The organism is Halomicronema sp. CCY15110 (assembly GCF_016888165.1).
In the GTDB taxonomy this organism is placed as follows: Bacteria; Cyanobacteriota; Cyanobacteriia; order Phormidesmidales; family Phormidesmidaceae; genus Halomicronema.
Genome location: NZ_JACSWC010000156.1, coordinates 1 through 19081, shown reverse-complemented (window position 1 = coordinate 19081; position 19081 = coordinate 1). Strand labels below are relative to the sequence as shown.

Below are 19081 nucleotides of genomic sequence, written 5' to 3'. Positions count from 1 at the left end.
GCCCTTTAAATGGAACTATTCGGGCAAGCCTTTGACCTCATAATGGCTATGGTTATTTATGCCGTCGAGTACTAGTGGGTAGAGATAGATTTGACATCCATCTTTCTGTTCCTCTGGTTTTAGAGTACGAAGATGTTTTACTCAGGGAACTTCCCAACCTCGCCATTGACGCTACCGATGTACAGGACTTTATTGACTTCCACTGCACTGTTGCCACCCATCATCAAATTTTCTTCCTCTGGCGGCCCTACTTAAAAGATCCCAAAGACGACATGATTTTGGAGCTAGCAGTCAAAGCTGAGTGTGATAGCGTAGCGACATATAACACTCGTGATTTTGCTGGCATTGAGCGGTTTGGCATCAGTGCGGTTACCCCAGCAGTCTTTTTGAAATCTATCGGAGCGTTGCCATGAGTAGCCTCAGCATTCAGCTACCAGATTCCTTGTATAAAAGCCTGCAAAAACTCGCTGAGCAAGATGGCGTTTCGTTAGATCAGTTTATTGCGCTGGCCGTCGCTGAAAAGATTGCCGCGTTAACCACTGAAGGATATTTACAGGAACGCGCCAGCCAGGGCAGTCGGGCAAGCTATGAGGCGGTGTTAGCGAAAGTCCCTGATGTTGAGCCAGAGCCCGGTGATCAGTTGCCGCCAGCATCACAATCCTAGTGCATTGGGAACAGTCTGAAACTGGTCAGTAATGGGGCACAGCAATCCAGGGCGATCGCCCTCCACACCCCGGCGCGATCTGCTTCTGCACAAAACACTCAGCCTCACGCTACGGTTCGGCAGGAGTTGGCACTTCCCGCTGGGTGACTGGGCCTCGGCTGATGAGGGCTCCTTGCTTGAACAGAAAGCAGGGCAACGTTTCATCATTGAGCACAAACAACGTCCAAGTAGCCTCGTCTTCACCAGTCACGCCATCATCGTCGGGCATGGGCAAATTACGGTAAACGTAGCCTTCGGGGAGCACGGTGCGATCGGCAGGCTGGTCGAGGAAGATCAACGATTTGTCTCGCCAAAACACCCGCATTTGATACGCCGCCGCGTCGTTGTCGGCGGGGCTCTCGCGATAGACGTTGATGGCATATTCGGTCAAATCACAATAGGCCACTGTTTCATCAGCTTGGGCGGGGCGGGCGGGTAGCAGCGGAGCGATCGCTGCGCCGATCAGCAGCCAGGCCGCCAAGACAGTGGCTCGATATCGTTTGTACATGGAGAGCTTGCCAAAGAGTGCTCCTATCTTAGGCCCACCGGGACTTTGGCGGCGTCAGTACAGGGCTGTGGTCAGTCGGTATCGCGAGGGCGATCGCCAGAAGCCCTGAACCGTTTGCCGATCAATGATCAATTAGGACAATGAGGGGGGCGTTAATCTAGGCTCATAGAGGATAAGCCCGCTTGCCGGAGCATTGGCCTCGATGCGGTGTGCCGATGGTAAAAGCTTGTTCGTTAGCGTTGCCTGCATTTTTTAGTTGATCATATGCGTCTGTTCCGTTTGACCAGGCTGTCTCGTGACGCCAATAAGCTACTCGTCCGGCGCTTTCTGGCCTGGTCGCATCGCCGCCGTTGGGTTTGGGCCATCTGGGGATTGGTCTTGGTGTGCTTGCTGCAAAGTCTGCCATCGGGGCAAGCAGCCTCGGCAACCGCCATCAAGATGGGACGCCCCACGTGGGATACGGGTTGGTTTCAAGCCGAGGTCTATCGGGCGCTATTGATCGACCTGGGGTATCGGGTCGATGTGCCCCAGACCCTGAGCAATGATGATTTCTACACGCAAGCGGCAGCGGGCGAGGTGGATTTGTGGGCCAGCGGTTGGTTTCCCTTGCACAATCGCTATCTGGAACAACCAGAGATTCTGGGCAAAGTTGAACCCGTCGGGTTTGAGGTACCGGGCGGTGCGTTGCAAGGCTATCTGGTGGATAAAGCCACGGCGGAACGGCTGAATATTCTGACGTTGGCGGATCTGCTGCGGCCAGAAGTTATTGAGGCGTTCGATCGCGACCAAGACGGGCGCGCTGACTTGCTTGGGTGCAATCAAGACTGGGCCTGTGCTGAGGTGATCGATTATCACCTGCGAGAATATGGCCTGAGCGAAACAGTGGAGCATATTCAAGGCGATTACGCGCCGCTCATGGAGGCCATCGTCGAGCGACAACGCCAGGGCGAATCCGTTTTGTTCTACACTTGGACGCCGAATTGGACGGTCAACGCTCTCGTACCGGATGAGGATGTGGTTTGGCTGGAGGTGCCCTACCCCAGTTTGCCCCTGGGACAAAAGAGCCTTGAAAGTGAAACAACCATGACCGGGATCACTGGCTGCGTAGCGGATCCCTGTACCTTGGGCTTCCCGCGCAATGACATTCGCGCTGTGGCCAATCGTGAATTTTTGGCGACCAATCCAGCGGTGCGATCGCTGCTCGAACAAGTCACCATCCCCCTGGCGGACATCACCACCCAAAATGCCAAAATGCTGGCGGGTGAGGGCGATGAAACCGATCTTCAAGATCAGGCCCAAGCGTGGATTGAGGCCAATCGCGAGTTGGTCAACAGTTGGCTGATGCAGGCCCGGGCGATCGCCGACATTCCGCCCATTGATGTCGCGGCAGAGGCCGCAGCGACGGCAGCCGCCGCGATCCCCTTGTCGACGACGCCCCTGCGAGTTGTAACCCAGCGATTTGAGCCCTTCGTGATCTACGAAGATCAGCAATACCAGGGCTTTAGCATTGACCTGTGGGAGGCGATCGCCGATGAATTGCAGCTCTCCTATGACTTGGTCGGGGTCAACTCCGTCGCCAAACTGCTGGATGAAGTGGAACGCGGGGCCGCCGATCTTGCGATCGCGGGGATTGGCATTACCTCCCAACGCGAAGAACGCCTCGACTTCTCCTATCCCTATTACGAATCGGGGCTGCAAGTCTTGGTGCCCAGCGACCAAAGTGAATTGAGCAAGTTGCTGAGTGTGGTCGGGGCGGTGTTGCGATCGCCCCGGCTTTATTACGGCGTGGGCATTCTCGTCGTCATCTTACTCATCGTGGCGCATATTTTGTGGTGGTCAGAACGCACTCACAACGACGAATTTCCCGAAACCTATTGGCACGGCATTTGGGAAGCGTTTTGGTGGGCCGCCGTCACGGTGACGACAGTCGGCTACGGCGACAAAGTGCCGCAAAAGCCTGCCGGTCGAGTGTTTGGACTGTTGTGGATGTTCTCCGGCTATTTTGTCTTTGCCTACTTCACGGCCAGTATTGCCACTACATTTACCGTGCAGGAATTGCAGGGCGTCATTACCGGGCTCGAAGACCTGCCGGGCAAACGGGTGGCCACCGTCGCCGAAAGTGCGGCGGCGGAATTTCTCGACCAGCAGACTAATCTGCTCTTTCAGGATTTCCCCACCCTGGAAGCGTTATACACCGCCGTCGAGACAGAGCAAACCGTGGATGCCGTGGTCTACGATGCTCCCGTGCTGCAATATTTTGTCTCTCATCAAGGCCAGGGCAAATATCAGGTCGTCGGGGAGGTGTTCCAATCCCTCAACTACGGGATCGCGCTACAGCCAGACAGTCCCTACCGCGAAGCCATCAACGCCACCCTTCTCAAGCTCTATGAAGCGGGACGATACGAAGAGATCTACCAGGAATGGTTTGGCTAGCGCCAAACGGATATGCAAAGGGGCCATGATTACAGCGATAGGGTAGCCCAGGCCGCTGATTTCAAGGTCAAGGTATGCTCGGCGGCAGGATCCGGTTTGGCTGAGAGTTTGCCACTCGCCCCATGCAAATCGTGCAGTAGCGCTTGAGTGACCGCTAGGGGATCAGAGATCACTGCCCAGCGATCGCTCTGGTACCTAAAGCCCGTGGTGCGAATCGCTTTCCAGGTTTTGAGCAAGGGCTCAGTGCAGGCGATCGCAAACACCTCCGTTGTTTTCAACGGCTGGAGGGCAAACGAGGTTTCAGACATTTTCGGGTACTTAATCGCCGTATCGCCCGGTAAGACACTTTCGGTGGCAATGACCTGGCTGGTTTGTTCGCTCCCCTCGGCCATATTGAACGGGGGGCAATAAACCGACAGCCGACTTTTATCGACCATGCTGATCAACAAGTAATACACGGTCTCTGCGCCCGCATTCCGCAAGCGAATTTGGTATTTTTCGGGGCGGTTGCGGGTTAAGCTGCCAAACGTCAGCCGCTCCGACTGGCTCAAATTGTTGCCGTTGAGCTGGCGCGATCGCAAGGTTTCTTCCAGCAATAGCAGTTGGCTATCAGGGGCTTGCGTTTCTAATACGAGCCGGACAGGCAACCGCGATGACACGGGATTCAGGGTTAACCGCAGCAGTTTGACCGCCAGCAGACTGTGTAACGTCCCAGTCAGCCGCGTAATCGCCGTTTTCACCGCTTCTTCTTCTTCCGCCGTCGTGCCAGCAATGAGGGATCCATCCGGTGTGAACAAGCCATACCCCGGCGGCACGGTGGACTGTTCAGCGGCTAATTCCTCAGCTTCCAAGGGCATCGATTTCGCCACGGGTGAAGGGGCCGTTGCACTCAAGAGGGAACGACTTTTGCCAAACAAACAATCCGCCACCCCTTCACCGGGGGCCATGGTCGTAATAAAAGGCAGCCCTGAGAGGGCACTGGTGGCATCGACCCGCTCAATTCTCTCCAGGGCCGGATCCAAGGCGACGGTCAGAGCGATCTCTTTCGGGAAGCGGCGCTCCACCTCAATGATCGGTGTGCCAATCGGCAGATCGGCGAGATTCTTGCAGGTCGTCTTGGCGCGGAGTCCATCTAAAGTTTTGACTCGGAGGGTACCCTCCGGGACGGCGGTGAGTCCTGGCAACGTCGGTAGCGGTTGCAACTGTAACCCCAACTCGCAGTAGGGGAGCAGGCCCGACGGCAAGCCCCCGAGCCACACGGTGGCGCTGTGGTCAGCCCGGTTAATGGTTTTGATGACCCCATCGGCGGCGGGCTGCGGCAGTCGGCCTGACAACAGGGGAATGCCAGGGCGCTGAGAAATCGCTTTGCCAAATAGCTCTGAGGTCTGATCGGTGCCCGTCCAAGCAGAAAGTTTGCGGTCAATGCGGCGCATGAACCATTGCTGACGCTGGGCAGGCATACTCATCCAAATCTGCTGGGTCAGCGCGTAGGTAAAGAGTCCCGCACTAAAATCCAGCCAGTTACCTTCGAGGGCGACGCCGTTACCCAGGCGGGGTTGCAGTAAAATACCGGGCCAGTCAGCGGTGAGTTGTTGCCAAGTTCTGATCGGTTTCGTCAGGGGCATCGACGCCGGCGATTGCCATTCCCCTTGCACCGTGGTCGGGCGCGATCGCACCCGAAAGTTCCCCCGTCGCAACGTGGGCGGCAAGGTCGAGCTGGCATCCACCACCGTCAAGACATTGACCCCGCGCAGCTTAGCCAACAGCTGCATCAGGCTTTCAGTAAATAAGTCATGGACGACGGGCACAGTTTCATCGGGCCAGTGGCTGTCGGCGGCGACCAAAGTGGGCAATACCGGGCCGTCCGATTGGCCGGAGAGAGTGGCCTGACTCCCCAAGCCACTGAAGTGCAGAATCACGGTGTCGCCCGGCTTGGCTTGCTCCACCAAGTGGCTTTGTACCGTCGTTAAAATTTGGTTGACCGTAGCCTCGGCATTCGTCAGGGTGACGATGTTTTGCGGATCGACCCCCAAGCGATTCATCAGCAACTCGCGCTGGAACTCGATGTCAGTGACGGCTCCCTGCAAAAATCGCTCCGTGTCGATATCGGCGGGCGATCGCCAAACATTCTTAGGGTAAGCATCAATCCCGACCAGCAGGGCAAAGCGCTGATTAGACTCGGCAAAAGCTGACTGGTAGGCTCCCACCGAACCAGCCAGCCAGCTATCCGTGACCCCCAGAGCAGCCAGGACGGCGCTTAAACGCTGCAAAAAATCTCTTCGTCCCAGCGTCACAGTCGGGGCACCCCTTTGTTTCTAGACTTCTTGAGCCATGCGCATGGCTCGTGCCAACTCTGCTGCCACTTCCGGACGAGAAAATTCGGGCGGGGGGAGTTCTCCCCGGCGCAACATTTCACGCACTTTGGTGCCAGACAAGTGAACCCGCTCTTCCGGCGAACTGGGACTCGTTTTGGTCGTGGCCATCGTGCTGGTGCGAGTGCAGTAGAAAGCATGCTCAAACTTCAACGGCATAATGCCAAGCTCATCTGGCGCGAACTCTTCAAAAATATGCTGAGCATCGTAAGTGCCGTAGTAGTCACCGACACCCGCGTGGTCGCGGCCCACAATAAAGTGCGTACAGCCGTAGTTTTTCCGCACTAGCGCATGAAAAATGGCTTCTCTAGGGCCAGCGTACCGCATTGCTGAGGGGTTAATCGCTAAAATCACGCGATTTTGTGGAAAATAGTGCTCCATCATGATCTCGTAGCACCGCATCCGCACATCCGCTGGGATGTCATCTTTTTTGGTCGCGCCCACCAGGGGATGCAGAAAGAGACCATCCACGATTTCGAGGGCGCACTTTTGAATATATTCGTGGGCGCGATGGATGGGGTTGCGGGTCTGAAAACCCACCACCGTTTTCCAGCCACGTTCGGCAAACATCACCCGCGAGACGGCGGGATCAATCTGATAGCTCGGGAACAGGGAATGGGGATCACGCTCTAGCAGCCAGATCGGGCCAGCCAGGTTGACCTCGCCCTGGTCGTAAACAACTTTCACACCGGGATGTTTTTCTTCATCGGTGCGATAGACGTTGATGGCTTCTTTTTGCTTGTCGTAAGCGTATTTTTCGGTGAGTTCCAAGACGCCGACAAACCGACCCGCGCTGTCATCTAGCCGAATTTGATGGCCTTCGGTGAGCGATTCGGCGATCGCCGCTTCGACCGATAGCGTCACGGGGATCGCCCAGGGCAACCCATTCGCCAGCCGCATATCGGTGACGACGGTGTCGTAGTCAGCGCGTCCTAAAAACCCTTCTAAAGGACTAAAGCCGCCAATCGCAATCATCACCAAATCAGAGACGGCCCGCTCATCCAGCGTCAGGCGCGGCATGGTCTCACTCGCTTCTAGAAAAGCTTGCCGTTGTTCTGGTGTGGCGATGCGATGCACCAAGGTGCCACCGTGGGCGGCATTAATGTCCAGGGATGTAGTCAAAATATGAGCCTCTCAAACTGCTAAATGGCCTTGTTCAGTATTCCCACTCAAGCGCGTGGAGTCCGGTTACCAGGGAAAAATTCTGGGATCGGGGCAGGGCTAGGTGGGGGCACTGGCTTGAGCCAGTGCGGCATCCACGCGAGATTGCACTGGCAGTGGCTCAATAATGCCCCCACCAAGGACGCGATCGCCGTCATACCAGACGGCAGCCTGCCCCGGCGTGACGCCAAATTGCGCCTCGGCAAATACCAGTTGCACCCGTGATCCAGAGGTCTCCAGGGACGCATCCAAGGGCACCAAGGTCGCGGGCACCGCAGTTGAGCGATAACGAATCTGCACCATGACTGAGAGGGGCTCCGTGGGGGGCGCTGCCGATACCCAGTTGACGCGGTGAACGGTGCAGTCTGGGTAATGGACGCTAGCGCGATCGCCCACAATCACCTGGTTGCGACCCACATCGAGGGCGACGACGTAAAGGGGGTGTGCCGCAGCCACGCCCAACCCCTTCCGTTGCCCAATCGTGTAGTTATGCACCCCCGTGTGGCGGCCCAAAACCCGACCTTGGGTATCGACGATATCGCCGGGTTTTGGGGCCAAATACTTTTCTAAAAACTGTCCCATCGAGCCGTGATGCTCAATCAGGCACAGATCCTGACTTTCTGGCTTGGTCGCAGTGTGTAGACCAAACTGCTCGGCCATTTGGCGCGTCTCAGCTTTGGTCTGTTCTCCCAATGGAAAGTGCAGCGATCCCAGCATTTCTTGAGTTAAATCGTAAAGAAAGTAGGACTGATCCTTATTGCGATCCACCGCCCGCAGCAATTCGTAACGCTGGGTGTTGTCGTTGAAGCGGACCCGCGCGTAGTGCCCCGTCGCGATCGCCTCAGCCCCCAACTCACGCCGAGCGTAGTCCAGCATGGGACCAAACTTGACCGTGCGATTGCATTGGGAACAGGGCAGCGGCGTGATCCCCGCCTGATAGCCTGCCACTAAATAATCCACAATGTTGGCTTGAAAGGTATCGCGACTGTCGACAATGTGATGAGGCACGCCCAACTCTTCGCAGAGCTGCGCCGCATCCACCATCCCTTCCGAACAACATTGTCCCTTGCCCTTCATCAGCCACAGGGTCAGTCCAACCACCTCATGACCTTGATGATGCAATGTTGCGGCGGCCACTGAACTATCGACCCCACCGGAGAGGCCCACAACAATTTTGCTCATCTTCAAAAAAGTCTGGAATTTTTCTATGAATGTAACTATCCTAGGCTAGCATTCGCCTCGACTGTTCGTAGGAAGGCCGAGGTCAGCTCATGGCTTATCTGTGACATTGCCCTCTAGCCCTCAGCTCTTAGCTGATCACGTCTTATGAAATCACATTCTGCTCATTGGTCAAATGCAACGGTTGTCTCCATGCCACCGCCCAAGCGCTGGCCGAGTCTGGCTCAACTGCAACGGGCCTGTTGGATAGGCGGCTGCCTGGGGGTAGCGATCGCCTTACCCAGCCCCGCAGTTGCAGCGACTTTGACGGTATCGGATCCGGTGCCTGAGGGCGCGATCGCCCAAGCGTTGCCGACCCCCCTCCCGCCGTTACCCTCCACCAGCGGGGCGGCTCCCGCCAGTGGAGAGCAATATTTAGTCCTCGTCAACGGCAGCAGCGATGTACTGTTGCAGCAGGTGCGTCAGGTCGAGCCCGGCGCGTTTGTGAATTATGTGAATGGCTATTCGGTGATTCAAGCGGGGCGCTTCAGTTCTTATGAAAACGCCCAATATCGCGCGGATGAGTTAGCCAGTCTCGGCCTGAGTGCCGACGTGCAAAGCACCGACTATGCCAGTGCCCCCATCGCCATCACTCCGCCATCTGACTACAGCTTGGCTTACCCAGCCACGGGGCAAGGCGCTACCCCCACTTTCCCCAGCAACACAGTAGCGGCGACGCCTTCAACGATTGAATTTGGTCAAGCGGCCCCGTTTGGCTCCGCGACTTCGACTTCGGCCGCCTTTCCACCCCCATCGCCCAATACCAGTTATCCTGCCCGGCCGGTCGCTCCCAGCGGCGCGACCCCGCCGCCCCTCACGACACCTGCCGTCGTCCAAGGCAATTTGGCCTCGGGTTACTACGTCGTGGTGCCAGGCAGTACGTTCGAACTACAACAACTAGCGAGTCAAATTGTGTCTTTGGGCGCACCCAGCGTACTGGTGCAACCGCGCAGCGCACCACGCGGCCCCCATGTGGCGGTCGGACCGTATGGCGACTATGGCATCGCTCAAGAATGGAATAACTATCTGCGAGATTCGGGCGTTGCCGGGGCGCGGGTACATTTTCAGTAGCTAGTAGTCGCGTGATATCGGTCTGTCTGCCAGCCCGCATGCTTGATCAGCACGACGGAACTCGGACACCCGAAAGTTGGCCTAAGACCTCGCAATGGATAGGGCTGCTCATACCAGTCCCACAGGTCAATATAAGAAAGGCTCTATAGCGCTGATGCTCATAGAGTCTTTCGTTTTTTTAGTGTTATCAGTCCGGAAAGATGTCGCCAGCAGGTTGATGACAACATGCCGCCAGGGCTCACGCCTGTGTGCCCTGCCAACCAATCGTTATATGTCAATCACCATGATGCCCCCCCTAGGGAATGAAGAACTGAAGTTGGCCACCTCGGTGGTCGTCACGGCGCAGCAAATGCAAGCGGTGGAAGCGGCGATCTTTGCCGCGGGGATGCCGATCGCAGCGTTGATGGAAAAGGTGGCGGGCAAAATTACGCGGTGGATTGTGCAGCACTTTCCCCGCGATCGCACCCCCAGGGTCGGGATCATCGTGGGGCCGGGACACAATGGGGGCGATGCCCTGGTGGTCGCCCGCGAGCTGCACCACCGTGGCTATCAAATTCTGCTGTGGTGTCCATTTGATCACGTCAAAGATCTCACCAGCCAACATCAAGCCTATGGGGACTATTTGGGCCTCCGCTCCACTCGAACCGTTGACGAGCTGAGCTGTTGCGATCTGATTATCGACGGGGGCTTTGGTCTGGGGCTGGCGCGGCCTTTGACGGGCGACCTGGCAGCGGGCATTCGCACCTTGAATACTGGGACGGTGCCCGTAGTCAGCATCGACCTGCCATCGGGTTTGGATAGCAATACGGGGGAAGTCTTAGGCATTGCGGTGCAGGCCACCCACACCCTGTGTTTGGGACTCTGGAAGCTAGGCTTACTGCAAGATCGGGCGCAACCCTGGGTGGGGCAGTGCCACTTGATCCCCTTTGATGTGCCCCTGACGGCGCTCCAGCCAGTATTGCTGGATCAGCCCCCACCGTGCTGCTTGACGGCGACGGCGGCGATCGCCCGCCTGCCCCTACCGCGATCGCCCATCGCCCATAAATACACCGTGGGCCATGCCTTGCTAATTGCGGGATCACGCCAGTATGCGGGGGCGGCCCTATTGGCGGCTCAAGGGGCGATCGCGAGCGGGGTCGGGATGCTCACTATCGTCGTGCCCGAGAGTTTGCGGCTGATGGTCGTGAGCCATCTGCCGGACGCCTTAGTCATTGGGGCGGCTGAAACCCCGAGTGGGGCGATCGCGGCGCTGCCGGCTGAGTGGGACTGGGATCGCTATGATGTGGTGGCCTGTGGGCCGGGACTGACCGCCGATGCCGCTACGGTGGTTGACGCGGTGGTGCAGAGCGATCGCCCCTTGGTACTCGATGCCGATGGCCTAAATTACTTGGCACAGGATGATCCCGAGGGACGACTATCGACCCGCTCGGCCCCCACCCTGCTCACGCCGCATGTGGGCGAATTTCGGCGGCTCTTTCCGCAGCATTGGCAAACGGCTGAGTCGCCTAGTGGGGCCGCGAGTCAGGCCGCGATCGCGGCCAACTGTACGATTGTTTTGAAAGGTGCGATGAGCGCGATCGCCCATGCTGACGGCCAGTTGTGGTTCAACACCGCCAGCAGCCCCGCTTTGGCGCGGGGGGGCAGCGGCGATGTCTTGACGGGATTGGTGATGGGGATCGCCGCCCAGCTAGCGCCGATAGCCGTGACGGACACGATGATGCTGGATGCGGCGATCGCGGCGGTGTGGTGGCACGCGCAAACGGGCCGCGCCATAGCGGCCCAAAATACGGATCTCGGGTGCCCTGCCAGCCGTTTGGCCCAACAGTTACCCCGGGTGCTCGCCCAACAACTCAACCGCGCTCATGCCTCTCGCTCCCAGGCTGAGTCAGTGTCAGGTTAGCCTCACGAGGCATGACGCCCTTGGGGATCACGGAGCTAGCAGAATTAAATATGACCACCCACTGTCAGTATCCTGGCGCTCATTGGATCGGTATGGTGAGGGCCTGATGCCCCTCAGCTCAGGGGCGAAATCCCTAACGGATGGGGCGATTTGCTCAATAGCAACGATTAGTTCAAGTTTTCTCAAACAATAGATTTTCCGGACGAGGCTTGTGCTAAAAGTAATACATATTTAAGTTGCCCGAATCAGCCACCCCTCAACTGATTCTGATTGTTTGCGTCAGCAATCGACTGCGCGGTCAGCCTTGGTTTAAGACTCCGACCGACTCGCGAGTCCACCATGGTGAAGAGCATGGGTGTAACCCACAGATGAACCAATTGCACTGACTGGTTTATCTGCATTAAACCGCACTCTCACCGACTGCTTCAGACAATGCTTCTGACGATCACGATCCTGACAGCTAGGCCCGCACTGGCGGCTAATTGAGGGGAGCACTGATGAGGTGCGGGACGTTGAGTTTAGGCACGGGGAGCAATTGCCTCAGCGTGGAACTCCCAGGCCAATTTTGACGCATTGGCGATCATCGTCGAGCCATCTGTTTGCAGCGTGTTACCGGATGGGTAACCACTGTCTGGTGGATCAACCGCGATCGCTGAATTAGCAGCATCCCCAGCTGATGCGAGCAACTTCACTTCCCTGAGTTTTGCCCACAACTTCGGCAACTCAGTATTCGTCAACTGACCTAATCTGTAGCCGTCCCTGGCGCTACAGCTAGGGCACTAAGGATTCATCAGATGCAGACAGGATTTTCGTTATCAAACTTCGGGGTTGCCGGCCTGTTAATCGGTAGCCTGGGACTCGTCGGCTGTCCGTCGCCGCAATCACTCGCGTCGTCCTCGCCCTCGGAGCAGGCGTTGCCAGTGGTGCAGTCGGCACCACCCCAAGTGGCGATCGCGACCGTTCCCCCAGTGGCGGTTGCCTACGACGTCTGCGGCGAAATTGACGACTGGCAGCGGCCCAGCCTAGAAGCGCAAACCGAGGCTCTGATGGCCAATCCCCGCTACGGCGAGGCATTGGCGACCGAACCGTTGCAAAGCCTGTTTGAAAAATTTTGGCAGGAATCACTAATCACCTTTACCACTTATGGCTTGAGCGCCCGCACCGAACCGGTCTATCTCAGTGGTGTCTGGACGGGGATCGAAGCGATGGAGGCGTGTTATGAGGGCGATCGCCCCCTCGCGATCAACGCGGGTGAACGGGCCGAAATGTGGCTGATCGGCTATCAAGTAGTCGATTTCACCTGGACGGGCGAAACCTACCAGATGACCGTGGAACCCACCACGACGGGACTGCGCTTTCTCCAGTTTGAACGGGTTGAAAGTGGAGACACGTTACCGCTCGTAGTGCTGGAGAGCACGGGGCAGGCACTCACGGTTGCCACTGGCGATTGGTAAATGGCGGCGGATCGGGTACTCATAGCGCAAGAAATTGGAGACCTCTATCGCTTAGCGCTTGTCAGACCCGCGTCCCTTTGTGAAAGTACAGGGGTGGCTCAAGGAGCCATGTCGTAATTTCAAGGGAGCTATGTTGAAGGTTCTATTTTCTCGCTTAACGCGGCTGTTGCTGGTTGCGATCGCTGGCCTGAGCCTGCTGTTGGGATCAGTCGCTTGCAACACAACGACTCCAGAAGATCTGCCCCAACTCGAATCGGTCACTGACAATCTGCACGAGCCGCAAGAGTTAGATCTCACCGACGCCGCGAGCGTTGAGGCCGCTGAAGATACCCTGGAAACCCTAAGTGATGACACCGCTGAGTCTGCGGCAGAGGGCACCAAAGCACTAGAAGAGACGGCGACTGAAGTGACTGAAACGGTTGAAGAGGTCACTGCCGCAGTTAAAGACAGTGTGGAAGCGACTGCCAGGAAACCAGCACCACCGGAAGAGCTGAAGGATGCGGTTACCGACCAAACCTCTGAGCTGAGGCAAACGGTGAAAGACACCGTGAAAATCACAGAAGAGTCGCTGGAACAACAGCTAGAGGACGAAAAAGCCTCGATCCAGAAAAAGTTGGAAGCCGCCAATGAAGAGGCGGCTGAAGCCCTAGAGGCAGAACTGGAGCGAGCCGCCGCCGCCTTTGACGAAGAACTTGACAAGGCCGAGTCGCAATTGCCATCAGCCACTAAAGAGGTAGCGGATAGCGCCTCTGACCAATCGGATACAGTTGAGGCGATCGGTGATGAATAGATTGGCCGGCTTGGGGGCAAGGGACGGCCTTATATGAGCGAAGCCTCAGGATGCAGCGATACGGCGCGACCGGCTAGGGTCTGCAACTAAATAAAGTACTCGTTCAATCCGGTTTCGACTTCGCTCAACCTACCAGTATCGAGAGTTGAGCGGAGTCGAAACTCGGTCCATGGGGCTCTTTTTTCGCGCAAGTCCTTTAATTCCAGTCCCCGAAGGGGAGAGCGGCGGAAAACATGCCGCGAGGCTCACGGTGGGCAGTGAGGTGAGATCGCCCGACCCAACGATAATTTGATCGCCTGGTTTTCGCCCGCTTGCCCCAATCTCCCGACCAGCGCGAGCATGGCTTCAAATCCTGACATTCCCTAAACCCGTCCTGGCAGCCAGAGCCGACAATGCTCATGCTTGGCTGGTCATCGAACTCTCGTGGATAAAATGGGAGATTTTTATTTCTTCAGGGATTTCGTTGTCGCAATTGGACTTTGTTCGCTATACTACAAAAACCGTCGCGGGGTAGAGCAGTCTGGTAGCTCGTCGGGCTCATAACCCGAAGGTCCATGGTTCAAATCCATGCCCCGCCACCAATAAAACGAAAAGCCCAGCGATAAATCTCGCTGGGCTTTTTGCTGTCTGATGTTTCGATAGCCTGCTGACGCTGTTCAAGGGGGGCAGTCCCCCCCCCAACGGCCAACACTAATCCGCAGCGGCTGAACGCATTTTGGACATCTGGCCCTGCATGAGCTTGACGATCGCTTGCTTTTCTAGCAGGCCCACCAGCTGACCATTGTCGCGAATGACCGCGAGCACCGACAGCTTTTTCTCATCTAAGGTACGCATCACCTCTAGCAGCGGCTGGTTCGAGGCAATCGTGGTCAGTGGGATGTCGGTTGACATCACCTCGGCGACGCGGGTCGTTGCCCAGCGATCGCGGGGCAGCGCTTGCAGCGTATCCACCGAAACTGTGCCCACGAGCTCACCCGTGTCATCGACCACTAAGAACTTGCGCCAGTTACCCATGGTATTCAGCAAGACTTCATCCGCAAAAGTGCGAAGAGAGACGTCTTGCGCCACGATGGGACTGTCACCATCTATGGCATCGGCTGCGGTCAACCCTTCTAACCGTTGCTGTACAGTCGCCGACTGGGCCGAGCGATTAGCATTGCTTAGCAAAAACCAGCCGATTAACAGCGTCCACACGTTACCGACCGGGCTGATCCCGGCGATGGCCGCCGCACCGATCGCAATCGCCAACCAACCGAGTACCTGACCCGCTCGACTCGCAAATGCTAGGCCCTTGTTGGGATCACCCGTAATGCGCCAGACAATCGCCTTCACCACGTTGCCGCCATCGAGGGGCAAGCCGGGCAGCAGATTAAAGACGCCTAATGCCAAGTTGATGTAGGCCAGCAGGGAAACAATCGCGCCAACCGGGCCACTGAGCGCCAAAACTTGACCCACAGTGGAAAGCGTGACAAACAGCAGCAGACTCACCACCGGACCAGCGATCGCGACCTTAAAGGCACCGCCAGGACTATCAGATTCTTTTTCCAACGCGGCCAGCCCCCCAAAGAGGAACAGGGTGATGGAATTGACGCCGATGCCTTGACGCAGCGCCGCGAAACTGTGACCGAGTTCGTGGGCCAGCACCGAGCTAAAGAGCAGCAGGGCGGCGAACAAACCCAGTAACCAGGGAGTCGTACCAGGCAGGGCTGGAAAGGCTTCGGCCAAACCGCTGCCGTAACTCCAAGTCACCAGGGCTAACACCAAAAACCAGGACACATTGAGATAGAAGGGTATCCCGAACAGGTTGCCCACCCGTATATTGCCGTTCATATGGGGCACCTCAAAAAATTCGTCAGTGCGGCACAACCCCATCAATTAATCCGAAGTCATTCCGCGTTTATGAACTTATTGTAACGAAAGGTTACAGGGCATTCCTCCTCCTGAGGCGGTAAAGTCCGAAGCGAACAGTACGGTTATCTGCAGTACGGTTCTCTACGATGCGGGAGCGGCAGTCACCCAAGCGGCGGTACTTAGCCAAACTGGGACTGCGCTGGTCGGTCTCAGCCCTCATGTAGCGGCGGATGTGGAACCGAGCGGAAGTTTTACGGTGACGGTGGTGCCGGACTCAGCTGTGGAGGTGAACTCGATCGCGCCGCCGTGGGCCTCGACAATGCGGCGGGTAATGGCGAGGCCGAGGCCGTTGCCGGTGGCTTTGGTGGTAAAAAAGGGCTGCATCAACTGCGGCAAGATTTCCGGCGGAATGGGATCGCCGCCATTGTGCACCTGAATGTTGACGGTGGTGGCATTCACGCATAGCGCACAGGTGATGCGATCGCCCTCGGGACTGGCCTCACAAGCATTGCTCAGCAGATTGATGAAAACTTGTTTGAGCCGATCGCGATCGCCGCTCACGCGCGCGGTCTGCTCCAGCCCGACCGTGTGGAGCAGTCGATTTTGCGCCACGGGCTGATGACCAAATTCGGCCTGCAACGTGTGTAAAAACGGCCCCAGTTCCAGCGGTTCGAGCTCTAAAGGCTGCTCGCGGGCGTACAGCAAAATTTCGTTGAGCAGGCGTTGCAGGCGGGCTGATTCTTCCAGGGCGAAGGCGAGGCGGTGTTGCGATCGCTCCGACAACTCCAATTGTTGCAGTGAGTTAAGCCCCAGCAAAATCGTCGTTAGCGGATTGCGCACTTCATGCACAATCATCGCAGCGAGTTCCCCAATTTCGGCCAGCCGGGCTTGGGCTTGCTCCATGGCTTTGCGGGCGGTGATGTCGCGGGCTAATGCCAACAGCACTGGCTTGCCGCCGATGTCAATCCGGCCGATGCGCACCTCCACGGGAAACTGGCTGCCATCCTGGCGCTGATGCAGGCCCTCACGAGTGACGGCTTGTCCCGGGGAGAGATGCCAGTCTTGGGCCAGCGCGGCCATCGACACTGACTTTTGCACATCGGGCACCGAGCGTTGCAGCAGTTCGGCGCGGGTATAGCCGAGGGTGTGGCAGGCTTCTTGGTTGACATCGATGAGACGACCATCGGTATCCACCACAAAGAGGGCATCCGTCGCTTGTTCCACCAGGGTCCGAAACCGCTGTTCACTCTCGCTGAGGGCAGTTTCGGCGGCTTTGCGTTCGGTAATGTCATTCGAAACTGACAGAATGCACTGCTGCCCGTTCAGCTGGACCGTCTCGGCGGAATAGAGCACGGTGCGGATGGTGCCTTGCGCGGAACCAAAACGATATTCTTGGTTGCGAATGTAGCCTTGCTGCCGCAGAATGCTGAGCATTTCAGCACGATCGCTGAACTCGGCCCACAGCTTCAGGCTGGCGGCAGTTTTACCAATCACGGCGGCCCGCTCTGCCCCATACAGCGCCAAAAAGCTGTCGTTGACATCCAGCAGTTCCCCCGTGTCAAGGACGCTCAAGCTCATGGGGTTGGGGCTGGCGTAAAAGGATTTGGAAAACTTTTCTTCGGACAGGCGCAGATCGGCTTCGGCTTGGTCGCGCTCGGCGATCGCGTCCCCTATCTGATTGACCATTTCTTCGAAGGCCAGGATCACGTCGCCAAGTTCGTCGGGACGCGGGGTATCGGGCCGCACTGACTCAAAGGGGAGCGATCGCGCGTCTTGATTGTGGCGCAGGGTTTGCCCGGCCCGCTGCAAGTCTCGCCGCAGGGCCAGTACCGAGGCAATCACCAACCGATCGAGCACGATCATGGTGGCCCCCGTGACAAATACGGAAATGATCAGCACGAGGCCGATAATGCGACCAATAAAGTAGTAAAACTCGCGACCGACCCAGGCGGCATCGTGGCGAATAATCAGCTCATAGCGTCCGGCTAAGGGCGACATTTCCCACACAGCGTCGTAGCGCTGGGTGCGGCGGTTGTAGCGATCGCGCTCCACCAAAATCTGTGGCAGGCCCTCCGGGGTGGGGGCTGCCAGTTCGGGCATTTCCCCAAAGCTGCCGACCTGAGTGCCATCCGCGCGATAGAGCGTGCCACCCAGAATCACATCATTGTTGAGCAACGTTTCCAGACTGGTCAGCACGGCTTGGTCACTGATGGTCATCAAGTCCCTTTGGCTGCTCAGGATGCCTTCGGCTTGGGCCGTTGAGAGCGATCGCAAATAGTCCAACAACTCGCGCTCGCGCCGCATCACCGACGGCACCAAAATAATGGCCTCAATCACCACAATGCTGAGAAAGACCCAGAACACAATGCGTCGCGATAGCCGCGATCGCCACAAATTGGCTAGCGACTTCAGTTGACCGGAACTCGACGGCATAAATCCCGCTGCACAGTTGTGGACACAATTGTAGTGGCTGGAGTCCAATCAAGTGAGCGGCGTCCCATCCGCTCCCATCCGCTTACTGCCCTCGTCTGTTGGCCTGGCCTCGCTCACCCAGGGCAGAAAGCGCCCATTGATTAATCCTGAAGAATGAGAATCACATCACATCACATCCAAATTGTTAGGGCAGGCATCTTGCCTGTCTGGAAACAGCCGAGACGGCTATCCCAACTGATTCAATTCTCATTCCTTAGCTGATTCGTACAGGGTGATTTTCTCGCGGGTTTTGTACGAGTAGGCATCAAAATCACCGACGAAGGCAGTGTGCGTGATCAACCCGGTGCCCTCATGCCAGAGATGCAGATGGTAGCCCGGCGGTTCCATGACCAGGGCGGGCGGCTGATCGGCAGCGAGTTGGAGGGCGACTTGATGGGCGGGACTGGGGGCGACGGTGCACAGCGTTCCCGCCCACAGGGTTTGAATTGAACGATGTAGATGTCCACAGGCGACACGCTGCACGTTGGGATATTGCTGAATGAGTTGGGCCAGGGCCACATCCCCCCGGCAGCGCAGGCGATCCATGCCATACAGGCCACTTTCAAACGGGGGATGGTGCATGAAGATGACGGTGGGTTGGTCGGGCGCTTCGGCGAGGCGATCGCCTAACCAGGTCAGGCGATCGCGATCAATGTTGCCGTAACCTTCGCCCGCGACCAGGGTATCGAGCATGATCAGCCGCAGCGGCCAGTCCTCCACCACATACTGCACAAAGCCCTCAGCGGGGACGTAAAACAAGTCGGGAAACACCTGACGAAAGGCGGCGCGATCGTCATGGTTGCCCATCACCAAATACAAAGGGGCATTGAGCGGAGCCAGGAGGGCTTGGAGCTGTTGGTATTCTTCGAGGCTGCCCTGATCAACCAAGTCACCCGTCGCCACCACCAGATCGGGCTGAGGTGACAGCCGATTGATCTGCTGAACGGCGGCTTGCAGGTGACGATTGGTATCGACAATGCCGTAGGCTCGCTCGCCAGCGGGCTGCACATGCAGGTCAGAGATTTGGGCAATAATCATAGGGTTTAGGGATGCTGCAACGCTGACTCTGCCAGCTTAGTGGTGCAGAAAAGTCCTGAGAGTATTGATGTAGCTAGATTCTCAGATTGAGAAGGGGAGCCATCTGTGAG

Annotated in this window: 14 protein-coding genes and 1 tRNA gene; 8 read left to right on the top strand and 7 right to left on the bottom strand. The window is 57.3% G+C overall.

The annotated features are described in order from the left end of the window. Nucleotides 1–74: 74 nt before the first annotated feature. A complete protein-coding gene (locus tag JUK32_RS03335; RefSeq protein ID WP_204137432.1) occupies nucleotides 75–413 on the top strand; it encodes a putative toxin-antitoxin system toxin component, PIN family in 339 nt (112 codons plus the stop codon). Beyond that, nucleotides 410–664 carry a ribbon-helix-helix protein, CopG family gene (locus tag JUK32_RS03330; RefSeq protein WP_204137431.1) on the top strand — a complete coding sequence of 85 codons (255 nt, stop codon included), beginning with the start codon at nucleotides 410–412 and terminating at the stop codon, nucleotides 662–664. Before JUK32_RS03335 ends, JUK32_RS03330 begins: the two co-directional genes overlap by 4 nt. Nucleotides 665–773: 109 nt before the next feature. On the opposite strand, the gene JUK32_RS03325 is transcribed toward JUK32_RS03330, so the two are convergent. Continuing rightward, nucleotides 774–1211 carry a hypothetical protein gene (locus JUK32_RS03325; RefSeq protein WP_204137430.1) on the bottom strand — a complete coding sequence of 146 codons (438 nt, stop codon included), beginning with the start codon at nucleotides 1209–1211 and terminating at the stop codon, nucleotides 774–776. Between the two features lie 264 nt (nucleotides 1212–1475). Here JUK32_RS03325 and proX point away from each other — a divergent pair, with 264 nt between their 5' ends. Next, on the top strand, nucleotides 1476–3644 hold the full coding sequence (gene proX / locus JUK32_RS03320; protein ID WP_204137429.1) for a glycine betaine/L-proline ABC transporter substrate-binding protein ProX: 2169 nt from the start codon (nucleotides 1476–1478) through the stop codon (nucleotides 3642–3644). A gap of 29 nt (nucleotides 3645–3673) precedes the next feature. Here proX and JUK32_RS03315 read toward each other — a convergent pair whose 3' ends face one another. The 3 genes from JUK32_RS03315 to mnmA form a co-directional block, all read right to left on the bottom strand. Continuing rightward, complete coding sequence (locus tag JUK32_RS03315) at nucleotides 3674–5914, bottom strand: caspase family protein (protein WP_204137428.1); 2241 nt, start codon at nucleotides 5912–5914, stop codon at nucleotides 3674–3676. A 45-nt stretch (nucleotides 5915–5959) separates the two neighbouring features. Further along, on the bottom strand, nucleotides 5960–7138 hold the full coding sequence (gene sat, locus JUK32_RS03310; protein WP_204137427.1) for a sulfate adenylyltransferase: 1179 nt from the start codon (nucleotides 7136–7138) through the stop codon (nucleotides 5960–5962). A 99-nt stretch (nucleotides 7139–7237) separates the two neighbouring features. Then, nucleotides 7238–8386, bottom strand: coding sequence for a tRNA 2-thiouridine(34) synthase MnmA (gene mnmA, locus JUK32_RS03305; RefSeq protein WP_309224477.1), 1149 nt, complete (start codon nucleotides 8384–8386; stop codon nucleotides 7238–7240). 162 nt (nucleotides 8387–8548) lie between these two features. Between mnmA and JUK32_RS03300 the strand changes: the two genes are divergently transcribed. The 5 genes from JUK32_RS03300 (at nucleotide 8549) to JUK32_RS03280 (ending at nucleotide 14191) form a co-directional block, all read left to right on the top strand. Then, a complete protein-coding gene (locus JUK32_RS03300) occupies nucleotides 8549–9466 on the top strand; it encodes a hypothetical protein (RefSeq protein WP_204137425.1) in 918 nt (305 codons plus the stop codon). Between the two features lie 283 nt (nucleotides 9467–9749). After that, a complete protein-coding gene (locus JUK32_RS03295; RefSeq protein ID WP_239112285.1) occupies nucleotides 9750–11366 on the top strand; it encodes an NAD(P)H-hydrate dehydratase in 1617 nt (538 codons plus the stop codon). A gap of 794 nt (nucleotides 11367–12160) precedes the next feature. Then, nucleotides 12161–12820, top strand: coding sequence for a hypothetical protein (locus JUK32_RS03290; RefSeq protein WP_204137424.1), 660 nt, complete (start codon nucleotides 12161–12163; stop codon nucleotides 12818–12820). Nucleotides 12821–12950: 130 nt separating this feature from the next. Beyond that, a complete protein-coding gene (locus JUK32_RS03285) occupies nucleotides 12951–13610 on the top strand; it encodes a hypothetical protein (RefSeq protein ID WP_204137423.1) in 660 nt (219 codons plus the stop codon). Nucleotides 13611–14114: 504 nt separating this feature from the next. Next, nucleotides 14115–14191: transfer RNA gene (locus tag JUK32_RS03280), tRNA-Met, on the top strand. 109 nt (nucleotides 14192–14300) lie between these two features. Here JUK32_RS03280 and JUK32_RS03275 read toward each other — a convergent pair. From JUK32_RS03275 to JUK32_RS03265, 3 genes are all read right to left on the bottom strand, one after another. Next, complete coding sequence (locus tag JUK32_RS03275; RefSeq protein ID WP_204137422.1) at nucleotides 14301–15440, bottom strand: site-2 protease family protein; 1140 nt, start codon at nucleotides 15438–15440, stop codon at nucleotides 14301–14303. A gap of 237 nt (nucleotides 15441–15677) precedes the next feature. Then, on the bottom strand, nucleotides 15678–17894 hold the full coding sequence (locus JUK32_RS03270) for a PAS domain S-box protein (protein WP_204137421.1): 2217 nt from the start codon (nucleotides 17892–17894) through the stop codon (nucleotides 15678–15680). Between the two features lie 246 nt (nucleotides 17895–18140). Continuing rightward, on the bottom strand, nucleotides 18141–18971 hold the full coding sequence (locus tag JUK32_RS03265) for a phosphodiesterase (protein ID WP_204137420.1): 831 nt from the start codon (nucleotides 18969–18971) through the stop codon (nucleotides 18141–18143). Between the last annotated feature and the right edge of the window lie 110 nt (nucleotides 18972–19081).